The 18,199-nt window shown below is 40.8% G+C and carries 12 protein-coding genes; all 12 read right to left on the bottom strand.

The genetic code is table 11. The annotated features are described in order from the left end of the window. Nucleotides 1-126 precede the first annotated feature (126 nt). Nucleotides 127-1,554, bottom strand: a complete 1,428-nt coding sequence (gene gatB / locus ACLIBG_RS00905) for an Asp-tRNA(Asn)/Glu-tRNA(Gln) amidotransferase subunit GatB (RefSeq protein WP_439310803.1) — start codon at nt 1,552-1,554, stop codon at nt 127-129. Next, entirely contained in the window at nt 1,551-3,020 is a 1,470-nt protein-coding gene (gene gatA, locus ACLIBG_RS00910) for an Asp-tRNA(Asn)/Glu-tRNA(Gln) amidotransferase subunit GatA (protein WP_439310804.1), read from the bottom strand. Before gatA ends, gatB begins: the two co-directional genes overlap by 4 nt. Before the next feature lie 12 nt (nt 3,021-3,032). Next, complete coding sequence (gene gatC, locus ACLIBG_RS00915; protein WP_439310805.1) at nt 3,033-3,323, bottom strand: Asp-tRNA(Asn)/Glu-tRNA(Gln) amidotransferase subunit GatC; 291 nt, start codon at nt 3,321-3,323, stop codon at nt 3,033-3,035. Nucleotides 3,324-3,601: 278 nt separating this feature from the next. Continuing rightward, nucleotides 3,602-5,122, bottom strand: coding sequence for a sodium/proline symporter PutP (putP, locus tag ACLIBG_RS00920; RefSeq protein WP_439310806.1), 1,521 nt, complete (start codon nt 5,120-5,122; stop codon nt 3,602-3,604). Between the two features lie 405 nt (nt 5,123-5,527). Further along, nucleotides 5,528-7,081, bottom strand: coding sequence for an L-glutamate gamma-semialdehyde dehydrogenase (gene pruA, locus ACLIBG_RS00925; RefSeq protein ID WP_439310807.1), 1,554 nt, complete (start codon nt 7,079-7,081; stop codon nt 5,528-5,530). 189 nt (nt 7,082-7,270) lie between these two features. Further along, on the bottom strand, nt 7,271-8,443 hold the full coding sequence (locus ACLIBG_RS00930) for a CamS family sex pheromone protein (RefSeq protein WP_439310808.1): 1,173 nt from the start codon (nt 8,441-8,443) through the stop codon (nt 7,271-7,273). Nucleotides 8,444-8,458: 15 nt separating this feature from the next. Continuing rightward, nucleotides 8,459-10,456 carry an NAD-dependent DNA ligase LigA gene (ligA, locus tag ACLIBG_RS00935; RefSeq protein WP_439310809.1) on the bottom strand — a complete coding sequence of 666 codons (1,998 nt, stop codon included), beginning with the start codon at nt 10,454-10,456 and terminating at the stop codon, nt 8,459-8,461. Nucleotides 10,457-10,471: 15 nt separating this feature from the next. Then, a complete protein-coding gene (gene pcrA, locus ACLIBG_RS00940) occupies nt 10,472-12,691 on the bottom strand; it encodes a DNA helicase PcrA (protein WP_439310810.1) in 2,220 nt (739 codons plus the stop codon). 14 nt (nt 12,692-12,705) lie between these two features. Continuing rightward, nucleotides 12,706-13,392, bottom strand: coding sequence for a heptaprenylglyceryl phosphate synthase (locus tag ACLIBG_RS00945; protein WP_439310885.1), 687 nt, complete (start codon nt 13,390-13,392; stop codon nt 12,706-12,708). Nucleotides 13,393-14,244: 852 nt separating this feature from the next. After that, nucleotides 14,245-14,553 (bottom strand): YerC/YecD family TrpR-related protein, encoded by a 309-nt coding sequence (locus tag ACLIBG_RS00950; RefSeq protein ID WP_439310811.1) that lies wholly within the window; start codon nt 14,551-14,553, stop codon nt 14,245-14,247. Nucleotides 14,554-14,572: 19 nt separating this feature from the next. Next, entirely contained in the window at nt 14,573-15,616 is a 1,044-nt protein-coding gene (locus ACLIBG_RS00955; RefSeq protein WP_439310812.1) for a DUF3048 domain-containing protein, read from the bottom strand. 370 nt (nt 15,617-15,986) lie between these two features. Next, nucleotides 15,987-17,729: an adenine deaminase C-terminal domain-containing protein gene (locus ACLIBG_RS00960; RefSeq protein WP_439310813.1), complete on the bottom strand. Its 1,743-nt coding sequence runs from the start codon at nt 17,727-17,729 to the stop codon at nt 15,987-15,989. Between the last annotated feature and the right edge of the window lie 470 nt (nt 17,730-18,199).

The raw sequence follows: 18,199 nt of genomic DNA on the forward strand, positions 1-18,199 counted from the left end.
ACCGATTTCGGTGTGCATTCTTATTCACTTACAACAAGAACTACTATTAAAGCAAAGGTATCCTTAGTGCTTATCCAGCAGAATCCTTAACCTTCCACGTTGAATTCCAGCAGTAGTCCTTACTAATTACCGTTTATCAATTTCCTGTTTCAATATTTTATTTACCATTTGCGGATTGGCTTGACCTTGTGTCGCTTTCATTACTTGACCGACTAAGAAGCCAAGTGCACGGCCTTTTCCATCCTTATAGTCAATAATTGACTGCTCATTTTCATCGAGTACTCCGGAAATAACTTCTTGTAATTGGCCTTCATCAGAAATCTGAACAAGCCCTTGCTCTTTAACAAACTTCTCCGGGTCTCCGCCATTTTCAACCAATTCAGCAAATACTTTCTTGGCAATTTTGGAAGAAATCGTTCCATCCTCGATCAGTTTGATCATTTTGGCAAGTCCCTCAGGTGTGATGGAAAGATCATGTAATTCTTTCCCATGCTTATTCATATAGGCGGATACATCACCCATCAGCCAATTGGATGCTTGTTTAGTTTCCGCGCCGTTTTGAACTGTCTCTTCGAAAAAGTCAGCCATTTCCTTGGAACTTGTTAAGACATCGGCATCGTATTCCGATAAACCTAGATCATCCATGTACCGCTTTTTCCGGGCATCCGGAAGTTCTGGTATTTCTTTACGGATCCGCTCTTTCCATGATTCATCAATATGAATCGGTGCAATATCCGGGTCAGGCAGAAATCGATAATCATCTGCATGCCCTTTAATCCGCATTAGAATTGTTTCTTTTGTTTTATCATCGTAGCGTCGTGTTTCTTGAAGCAGTGTTTTCCCTGCGAGCAATTCTTTTTCCTGGCGCTTTTCTTCAAACTCAAGCCCACTGCGAATAAAAGCAAATGAATTAAGGTTTTTCAGCTCTGTCTTTGTACCAAACTCTTTTTGGCCTTCTGGACGTAAAGAGATATTCGCGTCACAACGTAACGATCCTTCTTCCATCTTACAGTCAGAAACACCTGTATATTGAACGATGCTTTTTAGTTTTTCCAAATAGGCATAAGCTTCTTCAGGAGAACTAATATCAGGATCCGATACAATTTCAATTAACGGGGTTCCTTGTCTGTTCAAATCAACAAGAGAGCCGTCTTCAGCATGAATCAGCTTCCCGGCATCTTCTTCAAGGTGAATCCGTTCAATGCCAATTCGCTTCTTTTCACCATTAACCTCTATATCAATCCAGCCATTCTCCCCAATCGGCTGCTTATCTTGTGAAATTTGGTACGCGCTTGGGTTGTCCGGATAAAAGTAATGCTTCCGGTCAAATACTGTATGCTCCGCAATAGAACAGTTTAAAGCCATTGCTGCTTTCATTCCATAATTAATTGCTTCTTCATTTAATTGCGGCAATGTACCTGGAAATGCTAGGTCTATCGGATTTACATTTTTATTCGGTTCAGCACCAAATGCATTTGGACTTGGACTGAATATTTTCGATTTCGTTTTAAGCTCCACATGAACCTCTAATCCAATTACTGTTTCAAATTTCATTTAGCTGCACCCCCTATTGCTGGATGTTTTTTATGATATTCGGTTGCTTGTTCAAAAGCGTGGGCAACCCGATACACTGTACGTTCATCAAAGTGTTTCCCAATAATTTGCATTCCAATCGGCAATCCGTGCTCACTGAAGCCACAAGGGATAGAAATACCCGGTAAACCAGCTAGATTGACTGGTACGGTGAGCATATCCCGCATGTATAGCGTTAATAAATCATCCGTCTTTTCCCCGATTTCAAACGCAGGTGTAGGCGTTGTCGGCCCAATGATAACGTCATATTTTTCAAAAACACGTTCAAAATCATTTTTAATTAATGTGCGCACCTTTTGCGCTTTTTCAAAATAATCATCGTGAAATTCAGCACTTAACGCAAATGTACCAATCATAATGCGGCGTTTTACTTCTTCACCGAAACCCTCACTACGTGACAGCTTGTACATTTCAATCATATCATCTGTGCTTTGGTTGCGAACTCCGTAACGGACGCCATCAAACCGAGCAAGATTGGCAGAAGCTTCCGCTGAGGCAATCAAATAATAGACTGCATCAGCATAGGTTACATGTGGCAGGGAGACTTCTTCAATTTCGGCGCCAAGCGATTCATACACTTTCAACGCTTGTTGAACAGAAGCCTTAACTTCCGTACTCACACCTTCTGACAAAAATTCTTTCGGTACTGCAACCTTTAACCCTTTTACGTCTCCTATTAATGCATCTGTATACTTTTGGGCATCCATTTTTTTGCTCATTGCATCGTTTTCGTCATAACCGGCAATCACTTCCAACACATGCGCATTATCCGCAACGGTTTGCGTCATTGGCCCGATTTGATCGAGCGAAGAAGCAAATGCGACTAGTCCATGACGAGAAACAAGTCCATATGTAGGCTTTAAACCGACGATGCCGCAAAAAGCTGCAGGCTGACGAATCGATCCACCTGTATCGGAACCAAGAGAAAACACAACTTCACCTGCTGCAACAGCTGCAGCTGAACCCCCGCTCGAACCACCGGGCACATGGTTCAAATTCCATGGATTGCGTGTCAAATGGTAGCTTGAATTTTCTGTAGAAGAACCCATTGCAAATTCATCCATATTTAGTTTACCTGTCATAATGGACTTGGCATTAGATAACTTGTTTATAACCGTAGCATCATATAGTGGATCATTAAAGTTATGTAACATTTGGCTCGCACAAGTTGTTTTTACACCCTTCGTTACAATATTGTCTTTAATTCCGTTTGGAATCGCAAATAAAGGATGATCATTTTTTGTGCCATTATCCAATTCCTTTGCACGTGCATAAGCATTCTCTTCATCCAATGTGAGGAACGCCTGAACATCTTTATCCACTTCTGCTATGCGGTGAAATGACTTCTCCACCAATTCATGTGCTGACATCTCTTTTCTATTCAATAGCTCACTTAATTCTTTTATACTGTATTCATGCAATGACATATCGTTTCCTCCTTACTCCATGATCGAAGGTACTTTAAAGTGACCATCTTGTTTATCCGGTGCGTTTTTCAATGCTTCATCACGTGTAATCCATTCTTTTGGCTCATCAACCCGCATCACATTTTCAGTGTCACGGCCATGGGTTGTGCGCTGAACATTGTCCGTGTTGATCTCTTGAATTTTCTCTGTAAATGAAAAAATAGAATTTAATTGTTCCGTAAATGCTTCTGCCTGCTCTTCTGATATAGCAATTCGTGCCAAATGAGCGACTTCTTTCACTCGATCTTTTTTAAGGTTTGCCATATCATTCACCTCCCATATTATTTATAACATGTATTTTCAATAAAAATTTCTCATGTAAAAAGCAAATCATTAAACGTTCAACATAACACTCTTGATAATAGCAGAAAAAGCGACTGTTAAGCAACTAATCAAACAAAAATCCACTTCTCATATAGATTATTTTTGCCCTCATTGACAAAATTCAATCCAGATGGAAGTGGATGTTTTTCTTCTTTTCGCTAAAGTGTGCACGTCAGTCTACAACAGTACTAAACTTTCCATAACAAAGTTACTGATAACTATTCCTTTAACTTTACTAACGCTTGTTCAAATTCCGATTCAACTTCCGGTGCTGGTTTACCCATTAAACTGACAATAACTGTCAAAATCAAGTTTAGCAAAAACCCTGGAACAATTTCGTACAGGTCGAAGATTCCACCTGATAGGAAGTCCCCCCATACGATGACGGTAATTGCTCCAGCAAGGATACCTACTAAAGCTCCATTACGAGTAGTCCGTTTCCAGAACAAGGATAAAATGATAATCGGGCCAAATGATGCACCGAACCCTGCCCAAGCGTAACCAACTAAGTCCAGAACGGTACTTTCCGGGTTAATGGCAACGATCGCTGCAATAACAGCGATAACTAATGTTGCAAAACGACCAACCCAAACGAGTTCTTTATCTGTTGCTTCACGTCTGAATATTGCTTTGTAAAAGTCTTCTGCTACTGCAGATGACGATACAAGCAACTGAGAGTCGATCGTACTCATAATAGCGGATAATATTGCCGCAAGCAAAATTCCGGCCACAATAGGATGAAATAAAATTTGTGAAAAGGCAATAAATATTTTCTCAGGATCTGCGAGCATCTGTATGCCGCTTTCCGATGTCACTTCTATACCGAACTGCCCTAAGACAGCAACATCTTGCGTGCTAATAAATGCCAACCCTACAAAACCAGTAAATATCGCACCGTATAGTCCAATGATCATCCACGTTGTTCCAATAAAACGTGCTACAGGGACATCCTTTGCCGATTTCAAAGCCATAAAACGAACAATAATGTGTGGCTGTCCAAAATAGCCTAGCCCCCAAGCAATAGAGGAGATAATAGCAATTGCCCCTACGCCTTTAATCATATTTAAATGACCAGCATCAATGTTTCCGACAGCTTGAACCGCTTCACCCCAGCCACCAATTTGATTTAATGCGATAATTGGTACAACAATAAGTGCCAAAAGCATTAATGTTCCTTGAATAAAATCCGTCCACACAACGGCTAAAAAACCTCCGAGAAATGTGTACGCTACAATAACAACAGTTCCAATCCATAAAGCGGATTGATAAGATAGCCCAAATGATGCTTCAAATAACTTTGCGCCAGCCACCATCCCTGATGACGTATAAAAAGTAAAAAATAGTAAAATAACAAGGGCTGAGATTATTCGAAGAACATGGGAAGAATCTTTAAATCGATTTTCAAGGAAATCGGGAATAGTGATTGAATTATTTGCTACTTCTGTATATACGCGGAGCCTTTTAGCAACAAACTGCCAGTTTAAATAGGCACCAATTGCTAAACCGACTGCAAGCCATGACTCTCCCAAACCAGATGCATAGATTGCTCCAGGAAGACCTAACATGAGCCAACCACTCATATCTGATGCCCCCGCACTTAAAGCAGCAACAGCCGGGCCTAATCCACGCCCCCCCAAAACGTAATCTGATAAGTCATGGGTTCTGCGATACATAACAAGTCCGATAATTAGCATTCCAATTAAATAAATAAGAAACGTTATAAATGTCGCTGTATTCAAGTTTTATTTCCCCCTTTCCGTAAGTAATGTAATAATGGACGATAATATTAATAATGGCATAGGAACAAACAACCAAAACCAAGTACCACTTGAAATGGCATATTCCACTTTTTCTCCCTCCTTCCAAAATACAACTCAATATTTTCACAGTCGTAATTTACCATATTCAGTAAATTATCACACTATTCATACTGTTTGTCAATTACAGTGTATCACCACTTATTAAACTTCCCCTAAACTTCATTTAAAATTCCATTTAATTATTACATTCTAGTGTAAAATAAGTAAAAACCCCCTTTATGACCTGGGTTGAACACCAAGCCGGATAAAGGGGGATCTTTCTACTTAATCAACTTGATTCAAGCGAACGGAAAAGCCACAATCTATTCGAAATAAATCGTTCTATTAAAACATTTCCGATGTCGTTTTTCCTTGCATGTGGTGGATCAAGTAGTCCGGACCACCCGCTTTGGAGTCGGTCCCTGACATGTTGAAGCCGCCAAATGGCTGGTATCCAACGATCGCTGCGGTACAGCCGCGGTTGAAGTACAAGTTACCTACATGGAAATCTTCTCTCGCTTGTTCCAAATGATCACGATTATTTGTTATAACTGAACCGGTTAAGCCATAGTCCGTATTATTCGCAATTTCAATTGCTTCATCAAAATCCTTAGCTTTTGCAAGGGCAACAACCGGGCCAAAGATTTCTTCTTGCATAATACGCGCTTCTGGATCTAGATCTGCGAACACGGTTGGTTGAATAAACCAGCCTTTCGTATCATCACCGGTTCCACCTGCAATTAGTTTGCCTTCTTTTTTACCGATATCGATATACCCCATAATTTTATCATAGGCGCCCTGATCAATGACAGGACCGGTATACGTTTCATTCGGCGCCGGGTCACCTGCGGCCATTTCTTTCGCGAGCTCTGCTACGCGATCTTTTACTTGATCATATACATCTTTATGGATAACTGCGCGGGAACAAGCGGAACATTTCTGTCCTGAAAAGCCAAATGCAGACTGAACGATCGATTGTGCTGCAAGCTCAAGGTCTGCTTCATTGTCAACAACGATCGTATCTTTACCGCCCATTTCAATAATCGTACGCTTGAGCCATTTTTGCCCTTTATCTTCATGCACGACAGCCGCTCGTTCGAAGATACGTGTGCCAACTTCACGAGAACCGGTAAAGCTGACGAAGCGTGTACGTGGGTGATCGACTAAATAGTCACCGACTTCACTTCCAGGCCCCGGAATAAAGTTGACTACACCTGCAGGCATGCCTGCTTCCTCAAGCACTTCCATAAACTTATATGCGATAACAGGTGTCGCACTTGCCGGCTTCAATAACACCGTATTTCCTGTTACCATTGCTGCGACCGTTGTTCCTGCCATAATCGCAAACAAGAAGTTCCACGGGGAAATAACGAGCCCGACACCAAGTGGAATATAATGGAATTGGTTATGCTCAATCGGACGGTTATTTACCGGTGCCCCGTCTTTTAATTCCAGCATTTGACGTCCATAATATTCGAGGAAGTCAATTGCTTCGGCCGTATCTGCATCGGAATCTACCCAAGGTTTGCCACCTTCTTTGATTAAATGTGCCGTAAATTCATGCTTTCGGCGACGAACAATCGCGGCTGCACGGAATAAAATATCGGCACGGACTGACGGATCCGTTTTTCTCCACCATTCGAACGTTTCATCCGCCACTTTCATCGCCTGTTCAGCCAAATCTTTATTGGACTTGGACACATAGCCGATGACCTCTTCCCGATTGGCCGGATTAACGGAAACAATTTTCTCATCCGTTGTCACGCGTTCGCCACCAATAATAAGCGGATATTCCTTACCTAAATCAGCTTCAACTTTTTTCAATGCTTCCTGCATCGCACACTTGTTTTCTTCAATCGTAAAATCCGTAAAAGGTTCATGTGTATAAGGAACTACCATGAATAAAAAACCTCCTTCATATATTATAAAACTTGAACTCCTATCCCTTAAACGACCGTTATTTCTTTTTATAGGTTAATTTTAACGAAAAGAATTTAACAGTTCAATTAATTCAGTTTCATGTTTTTTCCTTTATGTCCAAAAGATAATAACAAGCAAACCAACTAATTTAAACAAAAAAACATTAATTTAATGGAAAATATGCACTTCAATATCTTCTTCTCCTGCCTTACGGTACATAAAGCTTTCCATTTTTTCTGCCGATTTAATGTTCACCTCCAAGTCATAGTAGTTCGGGAATAGTTCTTTTATCAAGCCATAAACATATTGAGTAAAGCCTGTTACCTCACTTTTTCCGTAAAACTCCAATGGAATTTCCAATGTTAGCTTTTTCAGTTCCTCATCTATATAAAAGCCTTCCCCTACAACACCAACGAAATTCGGAAAGTAATCGGCAATATCATCACCAAAATTTTTAATTAGCTGATGATCGTCATAGTATTTTTTATTTGCCTCTTTGGACGGAAAAAGAATATAGTCTTCATTAATACTTTCCCATTTTTCAATTGACATACCTTTTTTCACAAGCGTTTTTGCTACAAAATTTCCGGGAACTGGTGAGGACTTCTCTTCTTCACGGTAGAGAGCTATCATGATGGGTACATTTTCCAGTCCTTCTATTTCTCTCATCCGCTCAAGTACGATTTTAGCTGTCTTCTTTCCTTCTTCTAGCATTTCCTTTTTGGAGATTTTTTCATAGTAAGTATCTCCTCCAATTTCTGTTTGGAAACGGTACTCTGATTTCAAAGCAAGTCCGACCGACACACCGACGAGCTCAACGGTATTGTCCTCTTGTCTTTTTAAAAAATTTTGTTCCAATATATGGGATAGATATTTCGGGTTTTCGCGCTCTTCTTCTATTCTTTCCTTCTCATTTAGCGACTCCAAATCTTTTGTTGCAGGATTTAGCCCTTCGTTTTTTTCATCTTCATCTTCTTTTTCTTTTAAGGGAGCACGACCAAGCCAATCATAGACCATATCTTCTTTTAAATATTGTCCTTCTTCAAAATAATATTTACTCGGGTCAAAATTTGACTTGGAATGATGCTTCAATCCTTCTTCCATTTCGTCAATGTCAAGTCGATTAGCAATTTGGTTTGTAATAACCCCGCGTGCTTCACTCGTACGATAGGGTAGAATGGTTTTATAATTGTCTTTAGCTAGACGATAGCTTGGGACAATGGAAAGTTCCTGCTCCGATTCCTCTTCATTTTTTTGAAGCACTTCATCCTCTTTTTCAGTTGGTGCACAGCTTGCAAGTATGAGGAGTGTGCTAACAAATAGTATTAATATTTTTCTCATGATTTCCCCCATTTCTTAGGAATCGATTGCGTCCTTAAATTGCTGTTCATCCCAAATGGTAATATTTAGCTCTTTTGCTTTGTTGTACTTTGAACCCGCAGCTTCACCGGCAATAACGATATCCGTATTTTTACTGACGCTACCAGTAACGGTTCCACCATTTACTTCAATTAATTCTTTTGCTTCGTTTCGGCTAAAGTTTTCCATTTTTCCTGTTAACACAATCGTTTGATTAGAGAACAATGCAGCCTTAGACGAATGGTCCGCACCCGTATAAGTCATATTTACACCAAGCGCGCTTAATTGATGAAGTAGAGCGATGACTTTTTCTTCGGAAAAAAATCGTGCAATGGCATCAGCCATCTTTTCACCAACTTCATCGATTGCAATAAAATCATCGTACGTAGCTTGCTGTATACGATCCATCGTTTGAAAATGGACAGCGAGTGTTCGAGCCGCCTTTGCTCCAATGTGGCGGATGCCTAATCCGAATAGCAACTTTTCCAGTGAGTTAGTCTTAGACGCATCAATGGCGGTCAACAAGTTTTGCACTGATTTTTCGCCCATTCGTTCAAGATTTAGCAGTTCATCTTTTTTCAGCCGGTAAATATCTGCGATTGTTTTAATCAGTTTCGCTTGAAAGAGTTGTTCAATTACTTTTTCGCCAAGCCCGTCAATGTTCATCGCATCCCGGGATACAAAATGAATAAGCCCTTCTTGAAGCTGTGCCGGGCAGTCAGGATTCAAACAGCGCAATGCCACTTCTTCTTCCAAATGTACGAGTTCACTGCCGCAAGACGGGCAATTCTTTGGCATAGAAAATTCCGTTTCATTTCCGGTGCGTTTTTCCTCAATCGCCCGAACTACTTTTGGAATAATGTCTCCCGCCTTTTTCAATACGATGGTATCCCCGATTCGAATATCCATTTCTTTAATTAAATCCGCATTATGAAGGGACGCCCGCTGTACGGTTGACCCGGCAATCTTGACCGGATCGAGTATGGCAGTAGGTGTTACGACACCTGTTCTTCCAACACTTAACTCAATATCCCGTAGTTTTGTTACTGCTTCTGTAGCCGGGAATTTATATGCAATCGCCCAACGTGGATTTTTCGCAGTAAATCCAAGTTTCGCCTGTTGCTGCAAGTTATCGACCTTAATAACGATTCCATCTATTTCATAAGAGAGATTCGGACGTTCCGTTGTCCAATGCGCCACATATTCAATAACTTCTTCAATTGTTTCGCACCGTTTCCATTCCGGATTTATTTTAAAACCAAGCTCGGACAAATAATTCAATCGATCACTATGAGAACCTATTTCCTCCGCTTCCCACTGCCCATAACCGAACAAAAACAAATCCAAGTTACGGGAGGCAGCAATTTTTGGATCCAATTGCCTTAAGGATCCGGCTGCTGCGTTTCTCGGATTAGCGAACACCATTTCTTCCTCTTCTTCCCGCTCCTTATTTAAAGCAAGAAAAGAATGAAGCGGCATAAAGGCTTCGCCGCGTACTTCGATCGTCCGTTTCTCGCTAATCGTCAACGGGACACTGCGTATCGTTCGCAAATTGCTCGTAATATCCTCTCCTATTGTTCCGTCACCACGTGTTGCTCCCCGAACAAATTTCCCGTCTTCATATGTTAATGCTATGGCCAAGCCATCTATTTTTAATTCACAAATATACGTTACCGGTTCTTGTGCTAATTGGGTTACCCGTCGATCAAAATCCCTTAAATCCGCTTCATTAAAAGCATTCCCCAAACTAAGCATCGGCACGTGGTGTTCAACTTTATGGAATTTATCCAGCGGCTGTCCACCGACTCGCTGTGTTGGAGAGGATTCAGATACAAATTCAGGAAACGCTGCTTCCAATTTTTCTAATTCCTGCAGTTTCTCATCATACGTTGCATCAGGAACAGTTGGTTGGTCAAGCACATAATATTCGTATCCATACTTATTTAATAATTGTATAAGGTTTTCTATCTTTTTCTTTGCCTCTTGTTTATCCACCCTGCCGTCACCATCCTATAATTTCGTAATGGGAGCAAACTTAGCCAGTAGTCGTTTGATACCTGTCGGAGCAGGAAAAGCAATATCCAGTTCAGTCGCCTCCCCTTCAAACTGCACTTTCACAACAGTACCGATTCCCCATTTTTTATGTTCTGCTTTATCGCCGGCTTGCCATCCGACGCTTTCCGCTCCTGTTGTCGTTTCGATTTTTCTCGCTTTTCGAAGCGGGGGAGTAGCTGTTTGTTTAGATTGCCCAAACGGACCAAACATAGACGCTTTTGCTTGTTCGATCCCTTCAATTAAGTCTTCCGGTATTTCATTAATAAACCGACTAATCGGGTTCATATTTGTTCTGCCAAACAGCGTGCGCATCTGAGCGTGCGTCATATAGAGCTCTTTTTCCGCCCGGGTAATTCCTACATAAGCCAAGCGTCGTTCTTCTTCCATTTCTTCATCATCCATCATGGACCGACTATGCGGAAACACATTTTCCTCCATACCGATTAAAAAGACAACCGGAAATTCTAATCCCTTCGCTGCATGCAGTGTCATTAATGTAATTTTTTCTTCGTTATCGGGATCTTCTTCATCAATTGAATCAATATCTGCAATTAATGCCAAATCCGTCAAAAAGGCGACAACGGTTTTATCTTCTTCGCTCGTCTTTTCAAAGTTTTTCGTTACTGTCATAAACTCTTCCAAGTTTTCCAGCCTGCTTTGCGCCTCAATCGTTTTTTCATTTTCAAGCATTTTTTCATATCCAGTTCGTTCCAGTACAGCTTCCACCATATCGGTCGCCGTTAGAAATTCCTGTTGCTTTGTAAGAGATTCAACTAATGCGCCAAAATCAGCGAGCGCATTTGCAGCTCGTTTGGAAACACCAGTGAAGTCAACTTCCTTTACCGCTTCATAAAACGAAATATCATGTTCCGCAGCATACGCCCGTAATCGTTCGACAGATGTCTGACCGATTCCCCGTTTTGGAACATTGACGACCCGCTCAAAGCTTAAATCATCGTGAGGATTTGTAATAAGGCGTAAGTATGCAACCATATCTTTAATTTCTTTTCGGTCGTAGAACTTTGTACCGCCAACCATTTGATAAGCAATATTTGATTTAAGGAGCGCATCCTCAATCGCCCGCGACTGGGCATTTGTACGATATAAAATCGCAATCTCATAAGGAGAATATGTGCCGGTCGTTGTCAGCTCTTGGATTTTATCCGTAATAAATAACGCTTCTTCTCGTTCTGTCGAGCCTTGAAAATAATTGATCTTGCTTCCGTCTTCATTTTCAGTCCATAAATTTTTCGGTTTGCGACCTGTATTGTGATCGATGACTTTATTAGCTGCATCTAATATTGATCTCGTTGAACGATAATTCTGTTCAAGAAATACCACACGGGCATTTGGATAATCCTTTTCAAAGGATAAAATATTTGCGATGTTCGCACCGCGCCAACGGTAAATCGACTGATCCGAATCGCCGACGACACATAAATTTTTGTACCGGCTTGCCAATTGCTTTACAAGGTAGTATTGTGCATGGTTTGTATCCTGGTACTCATCCACATGAATGTATTGAAAACGACGTTGATAATATTCCAGTGCCTCAGGAATTCGTTTAAATAAGTGGATCGTTTCCATAATCAAATCATCAAAATCAAGTGCTCCATTTTTCCGAAGCATGGCTTGATACGCTTTATATATTTGGGATACTTGTCTATCATAAAAATTGCCGACTTTTTCTTCAAATTGTTCCGGCGTAATCAGTTCATTTTTGGCATTACTAATCTGCCCGATCATCGCCCGTGGGTCAAATTGCTTTGGATCGACGTTTAAATTTTTTAATACTTGCTTCATTGCTGATAATTGATCACTGCTGTCGATAATAATAAAATTGCGATTAAAACCGATCCGATCAATATCGCGCCGCAATATGCGTACACACATGGAGTGAAACGTAGATACCCAAATAGCGGCACTTTCAGCACCAACAAGTCGTCCAACCCGATCTTTCATTTCCCGAGCTGCTTTATTCGTAAACGTAATCGCCAAAATACTACGCGGCGACACTTCTTTTTCATCGAGTAAATAGGCAATACGATGGGTAAGCACCCTTGTTTTCCCACTTCCCGCCCCAGCCATAATGAGCAATGGGCCGTCTGTGTGCTTAACTGCCTCTTGTTGTTCTTTATTTAACCCTTCTAATAAACCTTGCTTCGTTCGACTCATACATGTCAGCCCCTTTATCGATTGTCCATGCTTTTTACTGCTTGCACTGTTTTGAGCGCTTTATTGATGTCCGTATAAATACTATTCCCCACAACAATAACATCCGCATACTGTTTCATCTCGCGTGCTTGCTCGGCGGTTTCAATCCCACCGCCGTAAAAGAGCAACGTATGTTCAAGTTCCCGTTTCACCTGTTGGACAAGTCCCGGGTCTCCATATGTACCGCTATATTCCAAATAGAAAATCGGCAACTGAAACATGCGCTCAGCCATATAAGCATAAGCGAGCACGTCTCGTTCGTCGGGAAATTCGCAATTCGTCTTTTCATATACTTTTGCCTCTTTATTTAAAATACAATACCCTTCAACGGCCATCATATCCCAGTTCATCATATCTTTGTACTGTTTGATTGCTTGGTGTTGAATATCCATCATCCACTTTTTTTCCGAACTGTTCATAACCATCGGAATAAAGTAATAATCAAATCCCGGTGTGATAGCGTCCATCGTGGACACTTCCAGGATACAATCGACTGTGTAGCGTCGGATGTTAGCTAATAAATCCAGTACGCCATCCAATGTCACACCATCGGTTCCCCCTACGATGACAGCATCTGTTCCCGATTCGCAAATTAATTCTAAGTCTTCATCGGAAATACTTTTCGCAGGATCAAGTTTAAATATATGCTTCCATTGCTTCATTACATTTCTCAATTACATAGCCTCCAATTTCAGCTTCATTCCTATATTATAGCAAAAATTGACGGCTGAATTTAGTTAAATGGGAAGGAATTTTGAATGGAAGTTTTTATTTGTTTTTCGAATTGTATTTAGACCTCTTTAGATGTGCTTCTATACCGCATTATATGTGAAAAAATGAGGATTTTCATGGGGCGGATTACTCTAGTATGAATCTACCGATGAATGCGTGGATATACTTGCATCGAATGTGGATATAATCTCCCGAGTGCGGATATATTTGCATCGAATGTGGATATAATCTCCCGAGTGCGAATATATCGCACTGAGTGTGGATATATTGCTCCGAGTGCGGATATACTTGCATCGAATGTGGATATAATCTTCCGAGTGCGGATATATCGCTCTGAGTGTGGATATAACGCTCCGAGTGTGGATATAACTTCCCTGAATGTGGATATATTACTCCGAGTGTGGATATAGCTGCCCCGAGTGCGGATATATCGCTCTGAGTGTGGATATACCCCCCCCAAGTGCGGATATAACGCTCCGAGTGTGGATATATTGCTCCGAGTGCGGATATATCGCTCCGAGTGTGGATATATTGCTCCGAGTGCGGATATATTGCTCCGAGTGCGGATATAACTTCCCTGAATGTGGATATACTTGCATCGAATGTGGATATAATCTCCCGAGTACGGATATATTCCTCCGAGTGCGGATATATCCCTCAACTATTAGAGTTCTAGTAGTCAACATCGCTGCCATTCGGCTTGATTTCACATTAAAAAGCAATTAAAGGCAGCAAAAGCTTCCAAATATTGAAGTCTTTCACTGCCTGCACGATTCAGTTACCTAATCATTATTATCTTTGGCTGTTTCCATTCGATTTAAAACAATTTCATACCCACCGCTACCGTAATCAATACAGCGTCTAACGCGTGAAATTGTAGCAGTAGACGCTTTTGTTTCTTTCTCAATATGGCTGTATGTACGCCCTTCATTCAGCATTTTAGCTACTTGCAGTCGTTGAGAAATCGAATGAATTTCGTTCATTGTTGCAATATCATCAAAAAATTGATAGCATTCTTCTCTTGTTTGAAGTGACAATACGGCATCAAACAACTGATCCAGCTGGTCGCCCCTTAACTTATCAATTTGCACAAAATCCCCCTCCATTCATTTAATCGCCTGATACGGTCACAGATTGGGACATTCCTGGATTGGACGGAACAACATTAATCCACGTTTTTCCCGGAACAAATCCTGCAACCTCGCCGTCTTTAACCGGGAGGATACGGCCATCTCTATTCTCCCATTTTACCTGCTGCATTTTTCCTTTCTGCAGCAAATACGCATCTCCACCGGATTCAAAATCAATCGCCCGGCGCCCTGCGTCATCAATGACTTCATGATAGGTTTCAATGATAAACACATTATTCAATTCTATCGGCTCTTCCGTGTTCAGTTCTACCGTTTTCTCTTGTCCATTATATCGCGTATATGTTTCATTTTCGTCATTGTATTCATATTCCACATTCGAAAATGTACTGTTGGAATATTTAATTGTTGCATGAGCGCCTGCTTCTCCATCTATGGAAGTATCTTCATCCACAAAATTCATCGGCTCATAAGTACGGGTCATTTCGTAACCTTTTGATTCCGCAACTTCATCAACAGCTCCGAACTGTAAGTAGGAATTATGCGGTGCTTTTCGAAAGCTTTCCCGTTTAAATAAATTTCCATCATTGTCGTAAATTGCTCCGTTTAAATGCTCAATTCCCCGGTTGGCGATCATGTCATCGACAAATCCTGCCGCTCCGTGATAAATATACAACGCTCCATAGTCTTTGGCTAGTTCAAAATAATACTCACGTGCACTGCGAACAGGACCAACAACTTCGGGTTTTTCACTTTGGAACAAAGCAAGCAAACGCGTAATATTTCCTTCCGCCAAAATTTCAAACACGACATCCGCCTGTGACAGGCCGGATTGCGGTCTCGCTTTCGGGTGATTGTTTACCATAACACCAACCATACGTTCGTCGACTTCAACTTCTGTTTTGATGCCTGTAAACGGATACGTATTGTTCGCTTCCACTTCCACCATTTCTTTTGGTTCTTCCGCCGAATCTATCGGTACATTTTTATTTGCTGTTTTTTCATCTTTAGAACAGGCAACAAGCATGACAGCTATACTTGCAACCAATAGTAACACTTTCTTCATTATCCCACACCTATCTTTTTTATAAACTTTCCTAGCTTGCCTATTATTTTATCAAACTTTTTAAAAATATAATATAGCTTAATTAAAATAGCACAGTAGCAATCGGTTGGCAGGAAGACTTTTGTGCTCGTATATTTTGAATAGTCAATTTTGCGAATCAACCAAATAGCATGCGGTACGAAATAAACTTATACAATAGATTTAAAACTTTTCACACATGAAACGGATAAAAAAACAGACAACCCTTGTAAGTGCATCAAGGATTATCTGTTGTTATTTTCTATGCTTTCACAAGGAATTAATGGAGTAAAAACACAATCCTGTGCATATTAACCATACAGCAAAGCTTCCTGTGAAACTGTTATTTTGTTTAACGCATATTTGCCGGGAATATGGTCTCTCTCCGCAATACATCGTATATTCCTTGTTGAGTAATCCGAATATACGGAAGATGTGTGGATGAAAGAAACAGAATATTATAGACTGGATCATTATACAAATAGCCATAGTCCTGTAAAATATGTTTTAATTTCTTTTCTTCCGTAATAAGTTTCTTAAAATCGCCATCATGCATGACACCGCTCAGTTCCAATATCAACTCAAAAATAACCTTGCCTTCATGCACTAATACAATTCCGCCTCCAATTTCTTTGAGCCGTTTCCAAGCGATTAATATATCTTGTTTGTTTTTACCGATAAACACGAGATCCCCTGTGGAAGAATAAGAGCTTGCTAACGCTCCAAGAGTGTGCGTAAATCCCTTTATGACTGAGTTCACTCGCCATTTTCCGTAACGATCGATAAGTAATAGAAATGCTTCATGACTATTATCGGGCAACTCATCTACCGTAATATCGATCTCCACGGGATACGGTTTCATAATAACATCATTTACAAGCTTTAATCCGATTGGAGTCGAAAATTGCAAATCGCCTATTCCCATCTCCCAATCAAAAGAAAGAGATTCAATCGCATAATTTTTCCAATTAATTGTCTGCTTTACATGCTGCTCTATTCCATCTTTAATAATCCACTGTCCTTTTGCCAATACACTCAACGGATGTGGGTCATCTTTTTCATACAAAATATTTAAATGCGCGATCCGTCCTGGGGCAATGCTTCCAATCGACTCATGCAAGCCAAAATGTTTCGCTGCATTATAGGTTGCCATCCGGTACGCCTCTTCCAGCGGGACTCCACTTTGAATTGCTATATCAATACATACATTCATCATGCCTTTTTCATAAAAGGAAGGAGTTGATCCGTCAGTCGTCATTGTCAGCTGGTCGTATGCCTGGAAGTCCGGAGAAACAATTTCATCGAGTAACTTCGCTAAATCCGGGCGAATTGATGAATGACGAAGCCCTACCTGATATCCAAGCCGCAGTCTATCAATCACATCCGACCCCGACATAGCTTCATGATCAGCAGTAATTCCAAGTAATTTCAATTTCGTTAATGTCGCTTCCGAAGCTCCCGGAAGATGCCCTTCAATCGGCTTTCGCTGTTTCTTTGTTTCTTGAATCCAATAAAGCAGACGGTCATCTCCATCCAATAAACTTGGCCATGAAGAAAGCTCTCCACCCTGGACAACAAATTCATTTGCTACCCAGTCCATCACATCTTTTGTATTAAAAATTTCTTCTTCACGCTGCATCGGTGTTTGAGAATCATACCGCGCCCACCAATACATTGAAATAGGCAAATTATTAAAATCTTCCAATAAAGTAAACGCTTTCTTTTTATCCAATAAAGTATACCACCGCATGCTATCATTGACTAGGGTCGTAGTACCGAATTGCGCTGCATGAATCGCTAGTTGTTCCGGATTATACAACTGAAACGGGTGTGCATGTGGTTCAACGTATCCAGGGACAACATATTGTCCGGTCAAATCCATAACTTCTGTCGTTGAATCCGTTTCTGCCATTCGTTCACCAACATAAACGATTCGATCATTATAGATCCATATATTTCCCTGCAGCCACTCTTTCGTAAATATATTTAAATACGTCGCATTTTTTAAAATTAGCGTTGGGTATTTTTTGCCGTCCATTACTGCAACATGTTCACGCAGTTCACGGTTTCTCCAGTAAAGTCCTTGTTCCAACATATCAAACAACTCTCCAATTAAAATAATCTTTCCTTAACAGTTTACCATATTTATACGCAGGATTAACGTTGTTTTGCTTCGTTAAAATGACTATTTTATGACCAACCGTTATTATTGTAGAAACAAAATATTTCCAGTGCCTTGTATTTCCTGAAGAAGGGGTACTTGTTTGACTGAAGTACTCCTCTTTTTTTAATGCCGAGAACGTAAAAAGTCTTGCGTGACTGAAGCAATCCCTTGTTCATGATGTCGGACATGTGGTGGAGTCCCTTGTAACCCAAACACTGCCTTCTTCTCTATTTCGAACACGTGGCGGAATCCCGTGTGACCCAAACACCGACCTCTTCTCGATTTCGAGCACGTGGCGGAATCCCGCGTGACCCAAACTCCGACTTCTTCTCAATTCGGGCACGTGGCGGAGTCCCGTGTAACCCAAACACCAACTTCTTCTCGATTCTCGAGCACGTGGC

The organism is Virgibacillus sp. W0181, assembly GCF_051846915.1.
Taxonomy (GTDB): domain Bacteria; phylum Bacillota; class Bacilli; order Bacillales; family Amphibacillaceae; genus JBPYCR01.